Below are 20601 nucleotides of genomic sequence, written 5' to 3'. Positions count from 1 at the left end.
AGCTTTTATTTATTATCCCCACTTCCCCACTTCCCCATACCCCAATTCATAATTGATAATTCATAATTCATAATTCCCAAGACATCAATCGCCCTTATACCTTAATCGAACTAGGTTCATCGAGGGCAGCGATAATGCGATGACAACCGGAAAAGGGTTGCGCCCATTGATACTGGTGTTCTAAAGGATTACCCCAACAGAGACCGAGGTATAATTCTGTGCGCGCCACATCTAATTCCGCCCATTCGGACTGGGCGACTAATTCGGCTAGAGAGTCGGCAGAAATGGGACGACGGGAGTTAAGTGCCAACCAAAAATTCATATTAGGGGTGATACTGTTCCAAAAATCTAAAACCGAGGCTTTAGCAGCCATGAGAATTTCCTTGTCACCTGCGACGGCAACTAATTGATTATGAATTTCGGGATAACGGATAGTGCGATCGCCCCATTGACAAACACGCCAGATAATGCCTGAAACCTGATATTGTTGTTGATAATCGTGAACTTGGCGGCGAAAATCCTGATAGGCGAAGACTTTGCCCACCTTTTCTAGATTTATCGCCTTGGCAATCACCGGATTATCAATGCGCTCCGCTGGAGAGAGTAACAGACGTTCCCCTTTGCAAGTGGCGTGCATTTCTCGCTCGAGGATTTCAATTAACTGCTGTGTCGAGTAAGCCATACTACCGCTCTTACCTGAGAGAGGATTTCTTTTTATAATAAACCCGAATTTCGGTAGTGGAAAGGCTCGATCGCCAGAAAATTGTCAATCATCGGACATATCGGCAGCATACCCCTTAATACTTATGGGCGAAAAAACCCCTGAAAACACTGGAATCGACAGGGAGAGAAGACAGTTAGACTGTCTGGTTTTACGTCTGTTACTTTTTTTCTTGTCCAGATGGTGAGAATTGTCAGGAAAAGTCAACCCATCACTCCCGCTTAAGGATTTTTATCGATTCGAGTTAATCGATCGGGAATAGTAAGTAAGACCTATTTAAACCAATTATTCTTAGATTAGCCCAATCTCCGCCAATCCCTTTACCGTTGATTTTTGCATGAATGCCGCTTACCTTGTCTCAAAAAGTAATTTAAATTACAAACAGCGTAACCCCCGAACCCTGGAGCGCATTAATTTTTTCATGAGATGCTCGCAGGCAGTTGTTAATGTATTTATAATGATTTAAGAGTCACTGATATATTTAATGAAAAACTAGGCCAATCCAGGACTAGATAGCATCGTGATAAGGGGGATAGGACTTTGGACTCCGCTAACGATCAGAAAATTCTCGGCTATTTCATCGAAGAAGCGAAAGAACACCTGGAAACTTTAGAACAGGGGATTTTAAACTTAGTCCATCTCGTCAACAACACTGAACAGATTAACGAGGTGTTTCGTGCCGCCCATTCCGTCAAGGCAGGGGCGGCCATGTTAGGCTATAGTAGTATCCAGAAAACTGCTCACCGTCTTGAGGATGCTTTCACAATATTGAAAGAAAACCCCATAGAAGTGGATCAAAAATTAGAGTCTTTGTTCCTCAAGAGTTATGAGCTACTTCACGTATTGATTGATAAGCTGCAGGAGCCATTAGGTTTGCAGGCCGAAGAAGCTAATGCTATCGTCAAAAACGGTGAACCGACTTTTGCTGAATTACAGGCCCATCTTAACTATCTGCTCGGCCAAGTAAAATCCACCCCCGCTATTGCGGCAAGATCTTCTATCTCCATCAGCGTCAGAGATAGCCTCAAACAGATGTTAAAACTGTTTAAACAGGAAGAAACCAGCACTTCCCGTGAGCAATTGCAAGAATTAATTTTATCTCTGTCTCAATTAGCTTCAGAACAACAACAATGGCAATATTTAGTTAAAAATGCCCAATCAGCCTTAGCCAACCCCAAACATTCCTACCGCACTCTCGCCCCAGTTATTATTAGGGAATTAAAACAAGCTAGTGATTTATTAGAATGGGGTCGCGGGGAAGAAATCACCGTCAGTCAAGAATTGCAATTATTAGCCGCCGCCAAATTACCACAAATCCTGATTAACCCGGAAGCGGAATCAATAGTTAGTACATACGAACTTTTTTCTGATCAAGATTTAGAAGAAGCTTCAAATTGGAGTGAAAATCAGGATCCTAATGAGTCAGAAAAGCGTTTGTTAGAGTTAAGTCAAATCCCAACGGAGCGAAAAGTAGAGATGGCAAGCCAAAGGGAAGCATATCAACTAGCTGAAGAAAAATTAACACCCGAATTTGAGGAGAATCAAAGAGCAGCTTTAATTAAGGAGACTCTAGCTTGGACGGGTGGTAACTTGGAGTTAACGGAAATAGTGATCCGTTTGCTAATCGACAATAAAAATGAGTTACAGGAAGGACAAGAAAAACCATTAATTGAACAATTGATTCAGAAACATATTGTAAAAAATTGGTTAGAAAATAAAGCATCATCCCATCTCCAGAAAATACAAAACAGTCTCTTAACTGCTGATGAAAATGTTAGGTCAAGATTAGAAATCTATCAAGAAATTTTGCAGCAGGGGGGAGTCTTTGCTGATAACAAACCAGAAAAACTGGCACTGCAGCAAGCAGAATTAGTGATTAAAAATGATGATTATCTAGAAGTGAGTAATCAAATTTACCAAGAGGTATTTAATGTTCAATGGGTTAGACAAGAACTAGAAAAATTAGTTAAGGTGGAAAATTCTCCTGCTGATTTAACTAAATTGTTATCTTTCTTGGCAATATTAGGCTTTCTTGGATTTGCTTTTTTGTCATTCAAGACTCCTGAAAAGACTCCTAATGTCGTAGTTAAAACCTCACCTAGTATTCCAGAAATTTGTGCTAAACGAGATTTTAATATTAGCTTAAACAGGACTATTCAACAACTGCAAGACTTGAAAAGGAAACAAGGTAATCGGCTTTCTGAAAAGTGTGCGACTCAATTAAGTGAATTAATGTTAATTCAGCAGGCAATAGGATTAGCTGCCAATAATTTTGTGGCTAATCTACCGGGTAAAGACGGTGCTTTTGAAATGTTGTGCAAAATCCCCCCAACTTCTGATAACTTTAAAGAAGCTCAATTTTGGGCAAAACGTTGGCACAATGACAAAGCTTGGAAACTGGATATCGAGCGAGCTTTGCCAGATAATCCAGATTGCCAAAAACTTATCGAATAAACATTAACTTTTTAGTCACTAAATACCCCATCACTACCCGTTAATTCATCGGATAATGATACCCGGATTCCTTCCCTTCCCCGTGACCAAAATAGTGAGAATAGGTCGGAAACATTGAAGGATTGACTCTTGATAAAAGGAGAGAAGTTAACTGGTGGGTTCTTTTGACGTAAAACAATTACTTGCATATAGTAGAGGAGATTGCCAATCATTAGCCAGAGAACTAAACTAAAAATAAAGGTAAATGCCATGACTATAACCCATCCAAAAAATTGAAAAGCGACTTGAGATATGCGACTATTTTGTGTTAATCCAAGGGCGAATTCTCCCGCATCTTTGGTACTAAAGAAACCCACTGCCATTGTTCCCCAAAAACCACAGAAAAGATGTACTGAAATTGCTCCCACTGGATCATCAACTACTTTAGTTTTAACTAAAAATTCTCCCCCCAATAAGACGATAATGCCACTAATGCCACCGATGATAATAGCTGATTTGATATTAACATAACCTGAGGATGCCGTAATCCCCACTAATCCCCCCAAAATGCCATTAATAATTATGGATAAACTGACTTTGCGGCCAATTAAAGGATTAAAAATTAAGGACAAAAATCCTCCTGTAGCAGCGGCAATAACCGTAGTAGTAATTACCATGGGGACATCATTCAAATTTACTGCCGAACCACCATTAAAACCAAACCATCCTAACCAAAGAATGAAACAACCAAGAGTTGCAAATCCTAACTGATGGGGAGCAAAATTTCCCCTTTCTTTTTCTTCATAACGATCAGTTTTGCGATTATAACCAAAGCGTCCATCTCTCGGTTTTAGTAACCAAGCACCCACTAATCCGGCCATTCCTCCCACCGAATGCACCACCGTTGAACCAGCAAAATCTCGAAACTTAAATAAGTTATATAACCATCCTTCCGATGACCAAATCCAATGTCCTGTAATAGAATAAGAAAAAGCGACTAAAAAGAAGCTAAATAGCAAAAATGCCCAAAATTTAACCCTTTCTGCCACCGCTCCCGATACAATGGTTGCCGCAGTTCCTGCAAAGGTTAATTGAAAGAAAAACAAAGTAGCAATTGAACGACCTGGCCACGATTCTTGGAATTGACTGTATTGATTATTAGGGGTTAAAATTTCCAAGAAAAATCCTGTACCACCAGAGAAACTATCCTGTAGTACCGATGTATTGCCAAACATTAAACCGAAACCAAACATCCAATAAGCTAAGGCAGAAATACAGAAGACAATTAGGTTTTTAGCTAAAACATTAGTGGCGTTATTAGTACGACAAAAACCCGTTTCCAGCAGGGCAAAACCTGCATTCATAAAGAATACTAATGAGCCAGCTGTTAACATCCAGATATTAGCAACTAAATCCAGAGTAGAATTATTTAAATCCTGTGCTGTGACTTTGCCTACACCGATCAACAGCATGACGATAAGAGAGAAACAAAAAGATAGGATATTACGCAAACGCGGGCGATATTCTAGAAAAGATAATAATCGATTCATGGGGTATAGCTATGATGGGCAATTTCCCCTTTATGATAATTGATTTAATCCCCTATCGTTCACTCAAAACTGCTTTTTTCTGATCCAGATAGCCAGAATTGTCAGGAAAAGTCAACCCATCACTCCCTCTCAAGGATTTTTACCGATTCCAGTTAATCGATCAAAAACAGTACCAGTGTATTTAATTGACTGGCCGAAGTTTAATTTATCCTACTATTCCCCTGTTCTATTTTTCCCAGTCCTATTAAAATTTCTGATTCATCTGGGTGATTTCTAATTTTATTAATATCTTCAGGACTCATAATATCAAATAATAACCATATTAATCTTTCTCTCTTATCCTCGTCACTAAAATTTCCCCCGATGATAGCGTTTAATCTTCCTTGATATTTCTCTTGCGTTTCTTTTAGTGTAAAAAATCTACCGATTAATTCTTGGATGTATTGCTGAATAGTAACTATTTTAAAATCAAATCCAGACTTGATAGACATATATAGGCTGGTTTTCTTGTTTCCCAATTTCTTTTGGAAAGGCTCAATAATAGATGCTTGAAATTGTTTGTACAACCCTAATATCTTTTTGATCAGACTGGAGACAGGATTAATTGTCGATAAGCTAAATCCACCCATTACTTGGTCAATTTGTTCTAAATTAGGGTTTAAGGAACTAATAATAAAACCAAAGACCAGAGCAATGATTAAACCCACATATACATTATCCTCGATCAAGCTTAATAGAGAAAATATAAACTGAATAAAAAGGTATAAAAGTATTGATACAAAAATTTTGACAATTAATAAAAAACTGAAAGTCTTTAAAAAATCCTTTTTTAAATCGGGAAATAAATGACGAATCCTAAAAGCTGAGAAATAGGTACTTCCAGTTTCAACTGCTACTCCAATAATTATCGCAGTCACCACAAAAAGCCACCGATCTTCTCCCAGAAGTTTCCGTATTTCGCTAAAAAGATCGGTGGCGGCGGTTGTCTGAGAATCTACCAAAAATAGGTAATGGGTGAATGAACTGAAAAAAGGAAAATTATCTAATTCCGTTAGAACCTGACTACAAAATACCATTTACCCTGAGCCAACGAGTTTTCCAAGTGGGAGTAAAGATTTTGTAGCTTTCTTCTTTATTGACTTTGATATAGCCTTTGTCCGCTAGTTTTTCTAATTTGTCTTGTAAGTTAGCTTCTCCAATTCTATCTGTTTCAATTTCAAAGCTCAAGACAGTGGCAGCATTAACTTTGAGTAAATCAGATAAAAGAGACTTCTCCGCGGAGGTTAAATAATTGTCAGACTTAGCTGAAGTCCCAGAACCACCCTTATAAGTGTCCTTGTCTTTGGGCTTAGGAGGAAATATGTCAAGCATTATGTTTTGTGTAGTTTATAAATACACTTCGACCAGTAGCTCTTGATCCTCAGTCATAACTCTCTGATCTCATGACTGATATATGTCTGACTCTGATCTCATGACTGAGATATGTCTGAGTTTTTTGCGATAAAATAGAAATTACGTCGATTGATGGAAGTTTATGGCGCGATCGCTTAAAGTAAAATCGGAATATATCCCTAGAGTCAAACAAGCAGTTAAACGCAATGGTTACGCAACTCAACAGCTGCTTGCTGAGGAGTTAGGGTTCGCAAAATCGACTATTAGCCTTTTTCTTAACGGTAAATCGATTAGTAATCTCAATTTTTTTGAAATTTGTCAAAAATTAGCCCTTGATTATCAAGAAATCGCTGACTGGGATGAGTTGGAGGAAACACCGGCTGCCACGTCTGAGGATGAGGGAGAAAACCGGGCTGCGGATTTTTCCAAGTATATTGAACGTCCTCCAGTGGAACAGCTTTGTCTGGAGACGGTGAGTCAAGCAGGTTCATTATTGCGGATTAAATCAGCCAAGGGAATGGGTAAAACCCTATTAGTCGATAGAATTTTGAGTCAAGTTGACAAAAGACAGTATAAAACCGTCAGTTTGAGTTTTTTACAAGCAAGCAAAGGAATTATCGGCGATTTAGACCGATTGCTCTCTTGGTTTGCTTTGATTATTTCCAAGAAATTAGGGTTAGCAGCTCTCTTTCAGGAAAAATGGCTAGAAGGATTAGGACTTTATAGCTGTACTGCCTATTTTGAAGATCATTTGCTCAAAAAGCTGGATAAACCCCTAATTTTAGTTTTAGAGGAGATAGATAGTCTCTTTACCTATACCAGCGTTGCCGACGATTTCCTTAGTTTATTTCGTCTTTGGCACGAGGAGGCAAAAAATAATAATACTTGGCAAAAGTTACACTTAATTATCACCTATTCCACAGAAAATTATGTTCCTGCTGACCTGAATAAATCTCCTTTGAATGTAGGAACAGAAATACTGTTACCTGATTTTACTCTAGAACAGGTCTTGACTCTAGCCAATAAATATCAGGCTAACTTGGGAGAAGATGAACTGCAAAGAATAATTAATCTTGTCGGGGGACATCCCTATTTAATCCAAAAAGCGATTTATACGATTAGCCAAAAACAACTGTCTCTAGCAGATTTTTTAGAGACAGCAGCCACGGAAGCGGGGATTTATGGGGATCATTTGCGAGGACATTTGCTAAACTTACAAGAACATCCAAACCTAGCAGCAGGAATGAAAAAGGTTGTAGAGTCGTCTTCTCCCGTTGATTTAGGTGCAACAATTAATTGGCAACTTCATAGTTTAGGATTAGTAACCTTTGTGCAGAATGCTGTTCAACCCCGTTATCCACTATACAGCAACTATTTTAGGTATCGCCTATCCTCCTAAAATCCGATATATTGAGTTAGGCACAGATAACCTTTGATTAAATTATTCATCGAACTTAACCAATCAGACAAATTGCTAATTTTAATCCTATGGCGACCAATTTTTATTGTGTTGGAGGCAGCGTTCCCCTAAATGCACCTAGTTATATCAAGCGGGAAGCAGATGATCTATTTTATAACTATCTAAAAAATGGACAGTATTGCTATGTGTTAAATTCCCGTCAAATGGGAAAATCAAGTTTGTGGGTACAAACACAAAAACGACTAAAAGAGGATAATATTGATTGTGCTACCATTGATTTGAGTGGTCTAGGAAAAAACATATCCGAAGATATTTGGTATCGAGTATTATTTGAGCAACTGGTTAAACGCTTCAATCTTTCTATTCGGGAAAAAGAGCAAACTTGGTGGGATGAACGATCCTATAAATCAGCTATTAATCGTCTTGATGAATTTGTTGAGGAAATTCTCTTAAAGGAGGTATCCCGACCTATTGTTATCTGTTTCGATGAAATTGATAGCGTTCTGAGGTTAAAATTTTCCACAGATGATTTCTTTGCTTGGCTGCGTAGCTGTCATGAAAAACGTCCTCATAATAGGGATTACCAACGTCTAACCTTTTGTATGTTGGGGGTAGCGACAGTTTCTAACTTTATTCTAGATAATTATCGTGGTCCTTTTAATATTAGTCAAGATATTCGATTATCTGGATTTACTATAAAGGATGCCAGAAAACTGGCCGAGGGATTGCAGGACAAAGTTATCGCACCAGAACGGGTTTTAGAGGAGGTTATAGACTGGACAGGTGGACAACCATTTTTAACTCAAAAAATTTGTCATTTAATCTCCACATCTCGCACTGGATTTGGCAAGGAATCCCCAGCAAACACGATTAATGTCAGCGATTTTATCCAGTCGCAAGTAATTAATAATTGGGTATCTCAAGATAGTCCAGAACACCTAAAAACTATTCGGAATCGTTTATTAAATAAGCGTGTCACGGGTAGAAGAATGCTGAAGCTTTACCTAGAAATTTTAAAAAATGGTGAAATTACCGATGATGGTAGTCTTGATCAAATAGAATTACGCTTAACGGGATTGGTAGTCCAAGACCGACAAAAGTTAAAAGTTTATAATAAGATTTATAGAAATGTTTTTGATGAAACTTGGGTGACAACGGAATTAGATAAAATCCACCCATACATTGAAAAGTACGAAATTTGGTTAAATTCAGGGGAAGATGACACTAAACTTCTTTCTGATCAAGATTTAGCAGAAGCTTTAACTTGGAGTGAAAATCAAGATATTGATGAGTCAGATTCTCATGTGGTTGTCACGAAAATGAAGAATTCTCATGCTGATTTAACTAAAATATTATCTTTCTTGGCACTATTAGGCTTTCTTGGATTTACTTTCTTGTCATTCAAGACTCCTGAAAAGACTCCTAATGTCGTGGTTACAACCTCACCTAGTATTCCAGAAATTTGTACTAAACGAGATTTTAATATTAGCTTAGAAAAGAATATTCAACAACTGCAAGAATTGGAAAGAAAACAAGGTGATTGGTTTCCTTACAAGTGTGGGACTCAATTAAATGAATTAAGGTTAATTCAGCGTATTCCAGAAATTTGTGCTAAACGAGACTCTAATATTACCTTAGAAATGAACATTCAACAACTGCAAGAATTGGAAAGGAAACAAGGTGATCAGTTTCCTTACAAGTGTGGGACTCAATTAAATGAATTAAGGTTAATTCAACACGCAATAGGACTAGCTACCAATAATTTTGTCGCTAATGTGCCGGATAGAGAAGATGCTTTTGAAATTTTGTGCAAAATCCCCCCAACTTCTGATAACTTTAAAGAAGCTCAATCTTTGGCAAAACTTTGGTATAAGGACAAAGCTTGGAAATCGGATATCGATCGAGCTTTGCAAGATAATCCAAATTGCCAAAAACTTATTGAATAAACATTAATTTTTCAATCACTAAATACCCCATCACTACCCGTTAATTCCTCGGATAATGATACTCGGATTCCTTCCCTTCCCCGTGACCAAAATAAAAAGAATAGGTCAGAAACATTGAAGGATTGACTCCTGACAACAGGAGAAAAATTAACCTGTGGGTTCTTTTGACGTAAAACAATTACTTGCATATAATAGAGGAGATTGCCAATCATTAGCCAGAGAATTAAACTAAAAATAACCCATCAAAAATTAGAATCGCCTATAACTCTCATGGGCAATTTCCCCTTTATAGTAATTGATTTAATCCCCTATCGTTCACTCAAAACTGCTTTTTTTCTGATCCAGATAGCGAGAATTGTCAGGAAAAGTAAACCCATCACTCCCGCTAAAGGATTTTTACCGATTCCAGTTAACCAATTGGGAACAGTACCAGTGTATTTAATTAACTGACCCACATTTAATATATAGTATGCCCAGATTAAACCCGCGTGCAGACCGATACTTTTACCCAAATTACCACCACAGGCGCGTTTTGCCCAACCGAGAATCAATCCTAGCAAGACTAAGGCAGGAAATTGGGGAAAAGTGCGGATAATTTCGGCTAAAGGTTTAATAAAGTGGGTAAGAGCGAAAATTAAGGCACTAATCACTAGAGCGATAGCGGGACGATAATCCTTTTCTAATTCTCCCAGTAACCAGCCCCGAAATAGCAATTCTTCGGCAAAACCCACCGCTAAAGCGACTAAAAACCCCTCCAGGATGATTTTGCTGATTTGGGGATTTGCGGGTAAGAAATTTAACCAACCTAGGAACGCTTGGGACAGAAAAAGCGAGAAAGTGAAAAATAAACCGATCGCTAACCCGTTAATTAACTCGATCAGCGTTTTTCTTCGCCAAATCAACCCATAATCGGCTAATCCCTCATCACCATAAATTATCCGTCCCCACCAATGGGATAACCCCAAAAACTCTAGATAGAGAACAGAAAGGGTCAAAATTGAGACCAGATTAGCATTAGTGGCAAAAAAGTGATAGAGGGGAAGTGCGATCGGCAACCAGAGAAAAAGTAAGAGCAAAATAAAAATTCCCAGTCGCAGGGGGACTGGGTAAGTGGCAATTACCCGTAATCTTTTATTCATCGGGTTCGATGCTGCTGGTTAAACCTTTATTTTTCAAGGTTTCACAGTAAAATTCCGCGTGTTCTTGGATGCAGGTAATCACCAAGGCTGTACCATTCGTGTGCGCTTCCATCATGATATCAACTGCTTGGGGTTGCGTCATACCGGCGATCGTTTGCATTAAACTCTGAACCACATACTCCATCGAGTTAAAGTCGTCATTGTGGAGTAAAACGCGATAACGCGGTGCTGGTTTACGGATTGTCGCTGTGGAACGCTTTTCGATGACTTCTGTGGACACCGTGTCTCTCCTTTGAATCTATATCGCAAATACAGGTCAATTACTTAATGATCATAATCAAAATTTCCGGATTGAGCTAGGCTTTTTCAGTAATCCGTGGGGGGTTGGGTGTTGGGGGTTGGGTGTTTCTTGGGTTAGCCTAGTTTGATCAGGGCTCTTCTCGGTTCTGTGTGATAAGTTTAACTTACAGAGGATCGATCAATCTTTGTGTCCTTTGTGTCTTTGTGGTTCCTTCCACTCGCTCGCCAGAAAGAATGTATCTTAGAATACATTTTGCCCACCAAACCTAAGAGAGCTTAATACGCACAAACACCCACACTACCTCTCTTGAATTTGTACCCGTTGGTTTAATTGATTCATAGTCAGAGAAATCACCAAATTAAAGAATAAATAGGTTGCCATAACTACTATTAACATTTCTACAGCTTTTCCTGTCTGATTAGCGATGGTACTAGAGATAGCATAAATATCATTATAACCAATAGCGATCGCTAAACTAGAGTTTTTAACAAGGTTTAAACATTCATTAGTTAAAGGAGGAATAATCACCGGCAAAGCTTGGGGAAAAATTACTAATCTTATCACTAATAAAGGTTTTAATCCCAAGGCTTTGGCTGCTTCCCATTGTCCCCGATTAACCGATTGAATCCCCCCCCGTACCGTTTCCGCAATAAAGGCAGCTGTATAAACAGTTAAACCGATCAAGAGGGTGGCAAACTCGGAAGAAAGATGTAAACCAAAGTCAATATTTTGATTAATAGGATTAATCTGGGGGCTTTGCCATTTTAAACCCCAGATTAGAGGAATTATAACTAGGATTAGTAGGCTAGTTAGGTATAAAATAAGTTTATTTTTTATATATAAAAATACTGAAAGAATTATTCCTAAAATCATGATAGATAAGGCTAACCATGTTCTAAAACTATTAGCAGGTAAGGGTAAATATACTCCTGAGTTATTTAAAAATATACTGCCAAAAAACTCTAAGGATTCCTCAATCTTTGGCAGTTTTAGAAATACAGCAAAATACCAGAAAAATAATTGTAATAATAAAGGAGTATTACGAATAGTTTCCACATAAATTGTAGCCAACTGACGAATTAACCAATTATCGGACAAGCGACCTAACCCGATGACTATTCCCAGACTAATCGCCAAAAATATGCCACTAATCATAATACGGAGGGAATTTACTAATCCCACCAAAAGAGCGCGAAAATAGGTATCGGTGGGACTGTAGGGAATAGGGGAGTCACCAATCGCAAAAGAAGCTGGTCGGTCAGGATCAAAGAGAAAGCCAAAGCCAAAACTTAAGCGTAAGCGTTGGAAATTAATCACTAAATTGCGACCAAAAAACCAGAAAATTAGGCAGACAATTAGCAGGATAATTACCTGTAAAAAAATCTTCTGAAATCGCTCATCGTACCAAAAAGAATTTTTCTGATGTAAAGTCATAAGTGGTCGTACAAAATTAATTTCTTGGTTAGGATAGGCAAAAGGTAAAGAGCAAAAGGTCAGAGGTAGTTAGATATGTGTAATTAATTTTGCTTAGGTACTTAACAAAAGAAATCGGTGACTTTTGGCCACCGATTAAGAAAATCAAAACGTATTTAGATAACCCCCAGACGGGAGAGACCGAGGATAACACCAGCGCCGAGGACATGACCAAAACTGGTAGTACCCAGTAAAGCGCCTAATCCCATACCACCGAATAAAGCGGGGGAAGGCAAAGCTGGACCAACGTTTTGTCGTTGAATAGTCGCTTTACCGAAAGCAATAGCGAGAATATTGCAGATAATCATGATAACCGCCACTTTGGGACTCCATTCGCTGGAACCTTGCACGACGGTGGCGGCCATTAATAGGGTTGAATACATTGAAATTCTCCTGAACAGGTCGTTTTAAGTTTTTAATCTTAAAGGTAGTTTTCACCCCACATCACGCCCTGTTGCAATACTTAATAATCAAAAGCACAGGAGTCAACCATACAGCCAATTCATCTCCACTCCTGAACTACTTGCTTAGTACAAATTTAAGTTTAAGCCTACTTCTCTAGCGAAGAGGGCTAATCCTTTCTTTTCAATGGTTTTGATAGCTTTGGTGGAGAGGCGTAGTTTTACCCAACGGTTGCCTTCCGACCACCAAACTCTTTTCCATTGTAGATTTGCTTCTTGTAATTTTTTGGTGCGACGGTGGGAGTGGGACACCGCATAGGCGTTATTGGCCTTTTTTCCCGTCATAGTACAGACTCTAGACATAATTTGCTCCTGTGCGATCGATGTTTGTCAATAGTCAACCTTTCTAGTTTAACTCAAATTTCGCCAGAAGTCCCCCCCTTCCCATGGGTGAAGTGAACGGAATTGACACTCCCTTCGCACTAAGCGCAAGGGATTCTTGGTTCCGCCGAGTTTCCTGAATCTATGGCTAACGCTACTGAGAGGAACTATTTCGGCTCTTCTGGTTTTCGTGTGTTAATTTTTGTTATGAATTAAAGCAAGCAAACAGCTTAAGTCGAAGATGTTCAAAATTGGTAAATCCATAACTCATTCTTTTAATAAGCTTTATTTTGGTATTCATTCCCTCAATTAATCCGTTGGTTGTATAATTTTCAAAGTAATTACAAATACCTGGCAAATGCTTCTGGATCATGCTGGCACTACTTTGATATAATATCCCGCCTATTCTTATCCATTTTTTCAATTTTCTCTCAGCACCTCTGAACGTTCTACAACTTTGATAAATTTGTCTAATTTCTTCTTTCATTTCCCAGGCTATTCCTAAGCATGGATGTTCTTTCAGGATAACTTCTAGTTGTTGTTTTTGCTCATCCTTTAAGTCCTCTTTATTCTTCCATAATAAATGAGGTAATTCTTTGTCATGCACCCCCATTAACTTTCTCAATTTATTAAGCTCGTCATTGATTATAGCCATTACATGAAAACGGTCATAGATGATTTTAGCATTAGGAAATAATTCCTTGATCACTGCTGTAAATCCTGACCACATATCGACGCTCACTTCTTTCACCTTCTCCCGAACTGCAGCAATTCTCATTTTGAAAAAAATCAGATAAAATTCTCTTATTTAAATAGAGAACTTGTGTAGAAGCATGATTTTTTGACAGATAATTATCATCCAACACTGGAGATAGACAGGTTTTAAGAACTTTGTCCCCGAAAAATTGATTTCAACTCATAAATCTGGATGAAATTCTAACAAAATTTTTAGTTTTTTTTATAAACAATTTTCTTTTTCTCCTTCAAGAGTTCTGACATTTTTAACTAGAATTTACTTTTTTAAATGGGACATATTCGGTTAGAATAAATGAGAAAAATTCCGACCAATTCTTAAACCAAATAAATTTTAATAGGGTACGAATATCATTAAAGAAAGAAGTCCGAGTTACTAATAGCTCACGAATCTTTTGATAGGTGTAATTAACTAAATCCAACACGGTATGAAATAAAAAAGCTAGTAAATTTAAAGACAATAAGAACTCGCACAAATGATTCTGACCGTGACCAAAGTTATGCTCTAAATTATAACCGTGATTTTTAAGAACGTTATTGCCTTCATTTTCAACTTTCCATCTGCTACGTCCAGCTTTGACAATTTCTTCGACATTATTTTCCGTGATTTTATGATTAGTTATCCAATTATTTTGGTAGATAGTTTTCTGGGTTTTTTCATTAATAACAGTCACTTCACACCAATTAACTTCGAGACTTGAGTCCCCCTCTCTTAAGGGAACTCTAGAAGCATAACGATAACGATAAATTAGATTTTTTCGTCCATCCCATTGTTTCTTTTCAACGGTCCTAACTTCGCCACTTTTTTCTAAAAATTCTAGCCATTCATATAAAGTTTTATGCGACGTTTCCAAACAAACAAAAATAAAATTATAACCTTGTTTTATCGCTAATTCACAAACAGGTTCGTGAGAATATAAGTCGTCTCCTAAAAGAGTTACAGGATAACCATACTTATTTTTATGATTCCTATTTAACCATCTTTTAACGGCCGCATTTTCACAGTCTTGTTTTTGATGTCCATCTTGTTTTTTAATGAATTCTGGCTCTAAATTAATTACTTGTTTTTGCTTAGGAGAAACTACTATCGGTGTGACACAGCCATGAAAATAAGTTGTAGTTCCATTTCGATGATTACGACAGTTACAATGAGGGCAATTAATTTTCTTGGATGAGAAATATTCTGTGCCATCTAACGCCACTAATATTTCTCCATCTAAGTAGAGAAACTTTTTCAAAACTCCCTTTTCTTTTAACCATTCATAGACTTTTTGAAAAGTCCTAGAGATATTAGATGCTGGCACTGGATCTAGCAAATTTCTTATTTGATTATCCCCAGGAATTTTTTTAATTGAAAATAAACTTTCAGCATTATCTTTTCCCTTATTGCTTTTCATTAAACGTTGATGGTCTAAAAAAGACGGCGACTGAGTAAAAAAGACTGAAAATGCAGCCATCACGGCATCTTTTATCTCATATTTTCTATTATTTCCAGGTTTCCTCTCATCGGGTAAATCATCTAATTCTTGATGTAAAAATTGCATTAATTCCGAAATTTCTAGGGTTGCCGCTTTTTGAGCCATCTTGGAATAATTTGACGTGCTGGTGGATTTCTATCTCACCCATTTTACCTTAGCTGACAATAATTATAAATTTTTATTTCCCTTGAATTCCCTATTCTAAAAACAGAACTATCTTCCTGATTTAACCCTGTTCGTTCTCAGCCAACCTCTTTGATTGCTTGAGTATTTATACTTAATTTGTCTAGCCAATTGTTTTTTTTATTGTTCGCCTCTTCTAGAAAATAGTTGCTTCGTACTATATTTTCCCTGCCAAAATCGGGGTTAATGCTCTATTTATTTCAAAATGAGAATTGCTGTATATTGTCAGTCCCCCTGGCCCACTGCGTTTTATGGAACAGTCTGTTACTCGTGTCACTGAAGGCTCTCCTGAAATGAAAGAATGGAAAACTGGACAGCCTATTGCTGATAAGTACCTAAGCAAAATTAATTACATACATCTAACCACCTCTTGCCTCTTGCCTTTTGCCTTTCTTCACTAGGAAATTAATTTTGCACGACTACTTACCAATGTCTTGAATATTGATGAGCGTCTCACGACAGAACAACGCTGCGTGCTGTAACTTATGATGCAGCTTGGCAATGTTACGCCGACAGTTGGACTGGTTCCCTGGAAACTGGTAAATTTGCCGATTTTGTGATTTTGCAACAAGATCCATTAACCTTAAAAAATGTGGAGCAGCAATATCAGACGATGAGAAATATCCCAGTTATTTCGACTTGGAAAAATGGGGTAAAAGTTTACTGTTCTACCACTCTTTCTCACAGGAACTAATTTTTTGCTCAATCGTCATTCAATAAATAATTCATCAATTTACTTAGATTTTACTTAAGGAGACATCACCCATGACTCAATTACCTGGAATTGTTCAAGGTGCGCCCAATAAATCTTTGGGTTTTGATGCGGATTCCGTAATTACTCAAGCCACCGCACAACAATTTGCCAGTCAAGGCTACAAATTTTGTATCCGTTATCTTTCCCTGGGTGCGGGAGAAGCGCCAGGAGATTTAACCTACGAAGAAGCCCTCGGTATTTTACAAGGAGGACTCGCATTAATGCCTGTACAGCACGTTTCTTCTCCTGGTTGGATTCCTTCGTCCCAGTTGGGAACAACCTACGGCAATAATGCGGCCAATAATGCAATTTCAGTGGGTTTTCCTACGAAAGTAAATGTTTGGCTAGACTTGGAAGGAATTAGTTCGGAAGTTGCATCCGAAGCAGTAATTCAATACTGCACAAATTGGTATAATGCTGTCGCAGGAGCAGGTTATTTACCTGGGTTATATGTAGGGGCTAATTCAATTTTGAATAGCCAGCAACTTTACGATTTGCCTTTTCAACATTATTGGCAATCAGAAAGTACTGTTCCCCCAGTAGCGGTTCGTAGTTATCAAATGGTACAGTCTTACGTTGGTGAACCAGTTAATGGTATTGGCATTGACCAAGATATTACCTATATCGATAACGATGGTGGTGTGCCTCAGTGGTTAATTTTAACCTAAGTTTAATCTTTGGACAATTGACTTGACGTGCGGGCATCTATATATTGATATTATGCCCTATAAATAGCCGTTCTGGTGCTAATTTTTACACTTCTAATGATGGGGTAAATTGGAGTCAACTTAATCAAGTTAAAAAGGGCGGTCATCCCTTTTTTGTGAAATTTGTTTTATGACTATTACCCAGACTTGTCTAAGATACGCCTAATCAATTGACAATCGGAGAAAATTTTACAATGCCTACCTATGATCAACAACAGATCCTTTTCTGTCTTTCCATGTTCGCTAACATCAGCAATAGCGAGAAAGTTATTGCAGATTTAGCCAATCCTACGGTTCAAGGAAAAATTGGTCAATGGACAATTCTTTGGGGTCCCGTTATTTATTATCATGATCCTAAAAATCAGAACTGGGATAATATTATGTATGTGGCGAAGGGAGAAAATGCCGAAACCAATAACCCTCAATATGTAGTTGCGATCGCTGCTACGAATCCGAAATCAGTTTTTGACTGGTTACAGGAGGATGCTGCTACCCATAACATGGTTTCCTGGTCAACGCAATTCCCCGAACGCGGAAAAATTTCCCAAGGAACAAATACTGGAGTTACTATTCTGCAAAACCTGAAAGACTCCTCTAACCGCTCTCTGTTAGAATTTTTGACCCAGGAAATTCCCAGCCAATCCAACCAACCCATCGAAATCATTACCACCGGCCATAGTTTAGGTGGTGCATTATCTCCAGTAATGGCATTATGGCTGTACGAAAATCAAGCAACTTGGAACCCGACTGGTAAACAAATCACCGTCAATACCCAGTTTTCTGCGGGAGCAACCCCAGGGGATCAAACCTTCTCTGATTACTACGGAAATACGGAGCCAGGTCTCAATCAAAGCAGCCGCCTCTGGAATAGTTTGGATATTGTTCCCCATGCTTGGAATATTGAGCAATTAAAGCAGATTCCCACCCTGTATCAATCTTGTAATATTCCTAAATCTTCGAGAATTGCACTATTAGTTAATAGTCAAATTCAGAAAGTTAAAAACTGCAATTATCTCGCCTTAAATCCCAGTACTTTTGCCATGAAAGGTCAATGTGGCGTTTTTTCTCAACCGCAAACAACTCCCCTAAAGCAATTTCTTCAAGAAGCTTATTTTCAGCATATCCAAGCTTATTTCAACCTCCTGGATATTCAATGGCCGCTGACAGAAAATGTGGCTAATGCTCTCACGCTAAAGGATCAAGATTTAGATAATATTGCCACTAAGTTAGGCTAAATCAACTAGCAACAAAGGTTTTTACCCCAGAAAACGGAGCGACGCTTAATGTCTAATACTTATTTTCCTTACAACCAAACCGTTGCCGCTTTTTCGCCAGTTATCGGTGGCAACAGCGGCACGACCATTGTTGTCGGTGCTTATTCCAGCGGTTTCAGCTTGTGCCAGATTCAGCCCAATGGCCTGTCATCGAGTAACGAACTTCAATTTACCTGGAACTGTATCGGTAATATACAAAACTCTGGCAGTTCAACCACCGCGATGACGTTTTTGACCAATGGGCAAAATCAGGCCAATAACACCCAATATCTACTGGCAGGTTCCGAAGCGGGCGACCTGTATTTGTATGCGGTTGAGATAGCACAGAATGCCAGCGCACTGACCGCCAGTAACTTATCAAGTTCTACCAAAATCGCCAGTTTCGACTCAGCCGTCGCCAGCATTTGTTATGACCCGCAGGCAACCACCAGCAATAATTTATTTGTTGCCCTCGCCAATGGCGATATTTATGCCTATAGCGTCACGTTTAACAACAGCTTTACGACCGGTATGGGATCAATGACGAACTTGTTGTACTGCAACAGTTACTCTCTGGTGATGTCATCGACTGGCAGTCTGGTACTGTATAGCCCCGGTTATAAACCGCTATGGAATTCGACCCCGTGCAGCGAATGGGATGCCAGCGCTACTTACAACGATAGTCCTCAAAATACGAAGGAATTTTGGGCACATATCCAAAATGGTGACCTTATCGTTACAATGGGCGAGAATTTTGGTCGATCCGTGAATCAGATCCTTTGGTCCGGCTCCACATCTACCGTCGATTTGGCTTTGGGCGATAATGGCACGGTTTTTATCATTGACACTGCTAACAATGCCACGCTTGCCACCCTTTATCAAGGCAGTGGCAGCATGAGTACTTGGGTTGTTTTAGAATCTGATTACCTGACAAATCTTTCTCCACAACAATGGAACAGCTCGGGTTACACAGCACCGACTTTGACGCAAACGGTCAAAAACACCAGCCTTTCCAGTGCATCGGGTGGGCAGGTGCAAATCGCACCGCTTTATGTACCCGGTAATTCAACCCGCTATCTGATAACAGGTATAAGCGGCGCAGGGCTGTATGATTTCGTTGCTGACACCTTAAGCGATTCCTGCAATCCGGCGGCTTTAACTACCACCTCGACATCCGGCGATATAACCGCTACGGTTGCCGTTGCTGTCAACGGTAGCACCGCGTATGTCGCTACCGAAAATGCACTGTACGAAGGTACCTGGAATAGTGGCTCATTGGAATTTGGTGGATTTACTCAGCTTTGGTCAACCAGTGGCCAAACCATCAGTAAAACCATCACCTCATTAAGCTTCTCCAACTGCCAGGATACCATTTACACGCAAGGCGCTCTCTATATCGGTACTTTCTCCAATAATGACAGTGGCGATTCTGGCACAGGCAGCTTGTATGCTTACAATCCGGCAACGGGAACTGGAACTACCCAGGTAATCAATAGTGACGGCATTCCTGGCGCAACCTGGAGTGTGCTGGGTGATGTCGCTGGCTATGTGTTGATCAATAGCGGCAGTACAGGGCTTGCCATTGCCAACCCTTGCCCTAGTGCGCAGTTAGAGACCGAGTATTTCCAAATGATCGACAATCAGGGCAGCTCGACAAAGAAACCTGATGGCATCGCGGCGTTAATTACTGCGGTACTGGCTATGGCGTTTTCCATTGCCACCTTTAATCCGGAGGCGCTGGCAGTGAGTATTACCGGCGTGGTGCTGGCAACCGCCGGATTGGAAGAAGCGGGAGCGGCCAGTGGGCAAGCAAGTACTGGCAATAATCCGCCCACCGGCAATTCAGGCTCGGATTAAGTTAAAAAATGGGGTAGATGTGCATAACCCATCTACCCTGCTCATATCAATTCACTGAGAAAAAAAACAAACTTTCCTCAACCAACATAACAATCTCTTGAATCAACAAAACTTAATCAAATATTCAAGGAGGCCATCAATTTATGGTTTTATACCGATGCAAAGAAAGCTATACTATCACCATCAAAAATGAAGATGAATCTTTGTTTTGGGATTTTAATAACTTTCCCTTCTGCTTTGCGGATAAGAATAGGATGCAGTCTATTACTTTAATCCCCAATAAAACGGCGGGTTTTGATGTAATTGAAGACAGCAAACGTTGTAACATTCTTCGTCATGTCTATGATAGTGGTTCTTATTTTGAAATTCTGTTAGGTAGTACACAAGAAAACGCGGATACGGATACCATCTGGCTACATACTATGAATGTCTATCAAGACTAACCATTAACCATCAATT

Annotated in this window: 17 protein-coding genes and 3 pseudogenes; 8 read left to right on the top strand and 12 right to left on the bottom strand. The window is 39.0% G+C overall.

Translation table 11 applies throughout. The annotated features are described in order from the left end of the window. Nucleotides 1-94: 94 nt before the first annotated feature. On the bottom strand, nt 95-682 hold the full coding sequence (locus ACE3JL_RS22180; protein WP_375328411.1) for a hypothetical protein: 588 nt from the start codon (nt 680-682) through the stop codon (nt 95-97). 579 nt (nt 683-1261) lie between these two features. Between ACE3JL_RS22180 and ACE3JL_RS22175 the strand changes: the two genes are divergently transcribed. Next, nucleotides 1262-3175 carry an Hpt domain-containing protein gene (locus tag ACE3JL_RS22175; RefSeq protein ID WP_375328410.1) on the top strand — a complete coding sequence of 638 codons (1914 nt, stop codon included), beginning with the start codon at nt 1262-1264 and terminating at the stop codon, nt 3173-3175. An 11-nt stretch (nt 3176-3186) separates the two neighbouring features. Here the strand turns inward: ACE3JL_RS22175 and ACE3JL_RS22170 are convergent, their stop codons facing one another. The 4 genes and pseudogenes from ACE3JL_RS22170 to ACE3JL_RS22155 all read right to left on the bottom strand — a co-directional run bounded on the left by ACE3JL_RS22170 (nt 3187) and on the right by ACE3JL_RS22155 (nt 6075). Then, the gene (locus ACE3JL_RS22170; protein ID WP_271988452.1) at nt 3187-4704 is read right to left on the bottom strand and encodes an ammonium transporter; all 1518 of its coding nucleotides are present in this window, start codon (nt 4702-4704) and stop codon (nt 3187-3189) included. A 111-nt stretch (nt 4705-4815) separates the two neighbouring features. Next, nucleotides 4816-4908: pseudogene (locus ACE3JL_RS22165) on the bottom strand (CPBP family intramembrane glutamate endopeptidase); the annotation flags it as partial. Beyond that, nucleotides 4905-5780: a hypothetical protein gene (locus ACE3JL_RS22160; RefSeq protein ID WP_375328409.1), complete on the bottom strand. Its 876-nt coding sequence runs from the start codon at nt 5778-5780 to the stop codon at nt 4905-4907. The gene ACE3JL_RS22160 and the pseudogene ACE3JL_RS22165, both read right to left, overlap by 4 nt. Further along, nucleotides 5767-6075, bottom strand: coding sequence for a hypothetical protein (locus ACE3JL_RS22155; RefSeq protein ID WP_375328408.1), 309 nt, complete (start codon nt 6073-6075; stop codon nt 5767-5769). Before ACE3JL_RS22155 ends, ACE3JL_RS22160 begins: the two co-directional genes overlap by 14 nt. A gap of 163 nt (nt 6076-6238) precedes the next feature. Between ACE3JL_RS22155 and ACE3JL_RS22150 the strand changes: the two genes are divergently transcribed. Continuing rightward, nucleotides 6239-7495 (top strand): AAA-like domain-containing protein, encoded by a 1257-nt coding sequence (locus tag ACE3JL_RS22150; RefSeq protein WP_375328407.1) that lies wholly within the window; start codon nt 6239-6241, stop codon nt 7493-7495. Between the two features lie 89 nt (nt 7496-7584). Further along, a complete protein-coding gene (locus ACE3JL_RS22145; protein WP_375328406.1) occupies nt 7585-9462 on the top strand; it encodes an AAA-like domain-containing protein in 1878 nt (625 codons plus the stop codon). A 308-nt stretch (nt 9463-9770) separates the two neighbouring features. Here ACE3JL_RS22145 and ACE3JL_RS22140 read toward each other — a convergent pair whose 3' ends face one another. The 7 genes and pseudogenes from ACE3JL_RS22140 to ACE3JL_RS22110 form a co-directional block, all read right to left on the bottom strand. Then, the gene (locus ACE3JL_RS22140) at nt 9771-10601 is read right to left on the bottom strand and encodes a CPBP family intramembrane glutamic endopeptidase (protein ID WP_271988446.1); all 831 of its coding nucleotides are present in this window, start codon (nt 10599-10601) and stop codon (nt 9771-9773) included. Next, nucleotides 10594-10881 (bottom strand): ATP-dependent Clp protease adapter ClpS, encoded by a 288-nt coding sequence (gene clpS, locus ACE3JL_RS22135; RefSeq protein ID WP_002738526.1) that lies wholly within the window; start codon nt 10879-10881, stop codon nt 10594-10596. Before clpS ends, ACE3JL_RS22140 begins: the two co-directional genes overlap by 8 nt. Before the next feature lie 318 nt (nt 10882-11199). Beyond that, nucleotides 11200-12336, bottom strand: coding sequence for an amino acid ABC transporter permease (locus ACE3JL_RS22130; protein WP_271988445.1), 1137 nt, complete (start codon nt 12334-12336; stop codon nt 11200-11202). A gap of 155 nt (nt 12337-12491) precedes the next feature. Beyond that, the gene (gene psaK, locus ACE3JL_RS22125) at nt 12492-12758 is read right to left on the bottom strand and encodes a photosystem I reaction center subunit PsaK (RefSeq protein ID WP_271988444.1); all 267 of its coding nucleotides are present in this window, start codon (nt 12756-12758) and stop codon (nt 12492-12494) included. A 144-nt stretch (nt 12759-12902) separates the two neighbouring features. Next, complete coding sequence (gene rpmB / locus ACE3JL_RS22120; RefSeq protein WP_271988443.1) at nt 12903-13139, bottom strand: 50S ribosomal protein L28; 237 nt, start codon at nt 13137-13139, stop codon at nt 12903-12905. Between the two features lie 223 nt (nt 13140-13362). Next, nucleotides 13363-13938 (bottom strand): annotated as a pseudogene (locus ACE3JL_RS22115) (transposase); the annotation flags it as partial. 306 nt (nt 13939-14244) lie between these two features. Continuing rightward, a pseudogene (locus tag ACE3JL_RS22110) lies at nt 14245-15493 on the bottom strand (ISNCY family transposase). A 547-nt stretch (nt 15494-16040) separates the two neighbouring features. Here ACE3JL_RS22110 and ACE3JL_RS22105 point away from each other — a divergent pair. The 5 genes from ACE3JL_RS22105 (at nt 16041) to ACE3JL_RS22085 (ending at nt 20585) form a co-directional block, all read left to right on the top strand. Further along, on the top strand, nt 16041-16265 hold the full coding sequence (locus ACE3JL_RS22105) for an amidohydrolase family protein (RefSeq protein ID WP_375329646.1): 225 nt from the start codon (nt 16041-16043) through the stop codon (nt 16263-16265). A gap of 71 nt (nt 16266-16336) precedes the next feature. Next, nucleotides 16337-16993 (top strand): DUF1906 domain-containing protein, encoded by a 657-nt coding sequence (locus ACE3JL_RS22100; protein WP_271992068.1) that lies wholly within the window; start codon nt 16337-16339, stop codon nt 16991-16993. Between the two features lie 233 nt (nt 16994-17226). Next, complete coding sequence (locus ACE3JL_RS22095) at nt 17227-18267, top strand: lipase (RefSeq protein ID WP_375328405.1); 1041 nt, start codon at nt 17227-17229, stop codon at nt 18265-18267. A gap of 48 nt (nt 18268-18315) precedes the next feature. After that, nucleotides 18316-20142, top strand: a complete 1827-nt coding sequence (locus ACE3JL_RS22090) for a hypothetical protein (RefSeq protein WP_375328404.1) — start codon at nt 18316-18318, stop codon at nt 20140-20142. A 254-nt stretch (nt 20143-20396) separates the two neighbouring features. Beyond that, entirely contained in the window at nt 20397-20585 is a 189-nt protein-coding gene (locus ACE3JL_RS22085) for a hypothetical protein (protein WP_375328403.1), read from the top strand. Nucleotides 20586-20601 lie beyond the last annotated feature (16 nt).

It is taken from the genome of Microcystis sp. BLCC-F210, assembly GCF_042134685.1.
In the GTDB taxonomy this organism is placed as follows: Bacteria; Cyanobacteriota; Cyanobacteriia; order Cyanobacteriales; family Microcystaceae; genus Microcystis; species Microcystis aeruginosa_D.
Note: the sequence above shows the minus strand (reverse complement) of the source record. Positions and strands in the feature narration are given on the sequence as shown.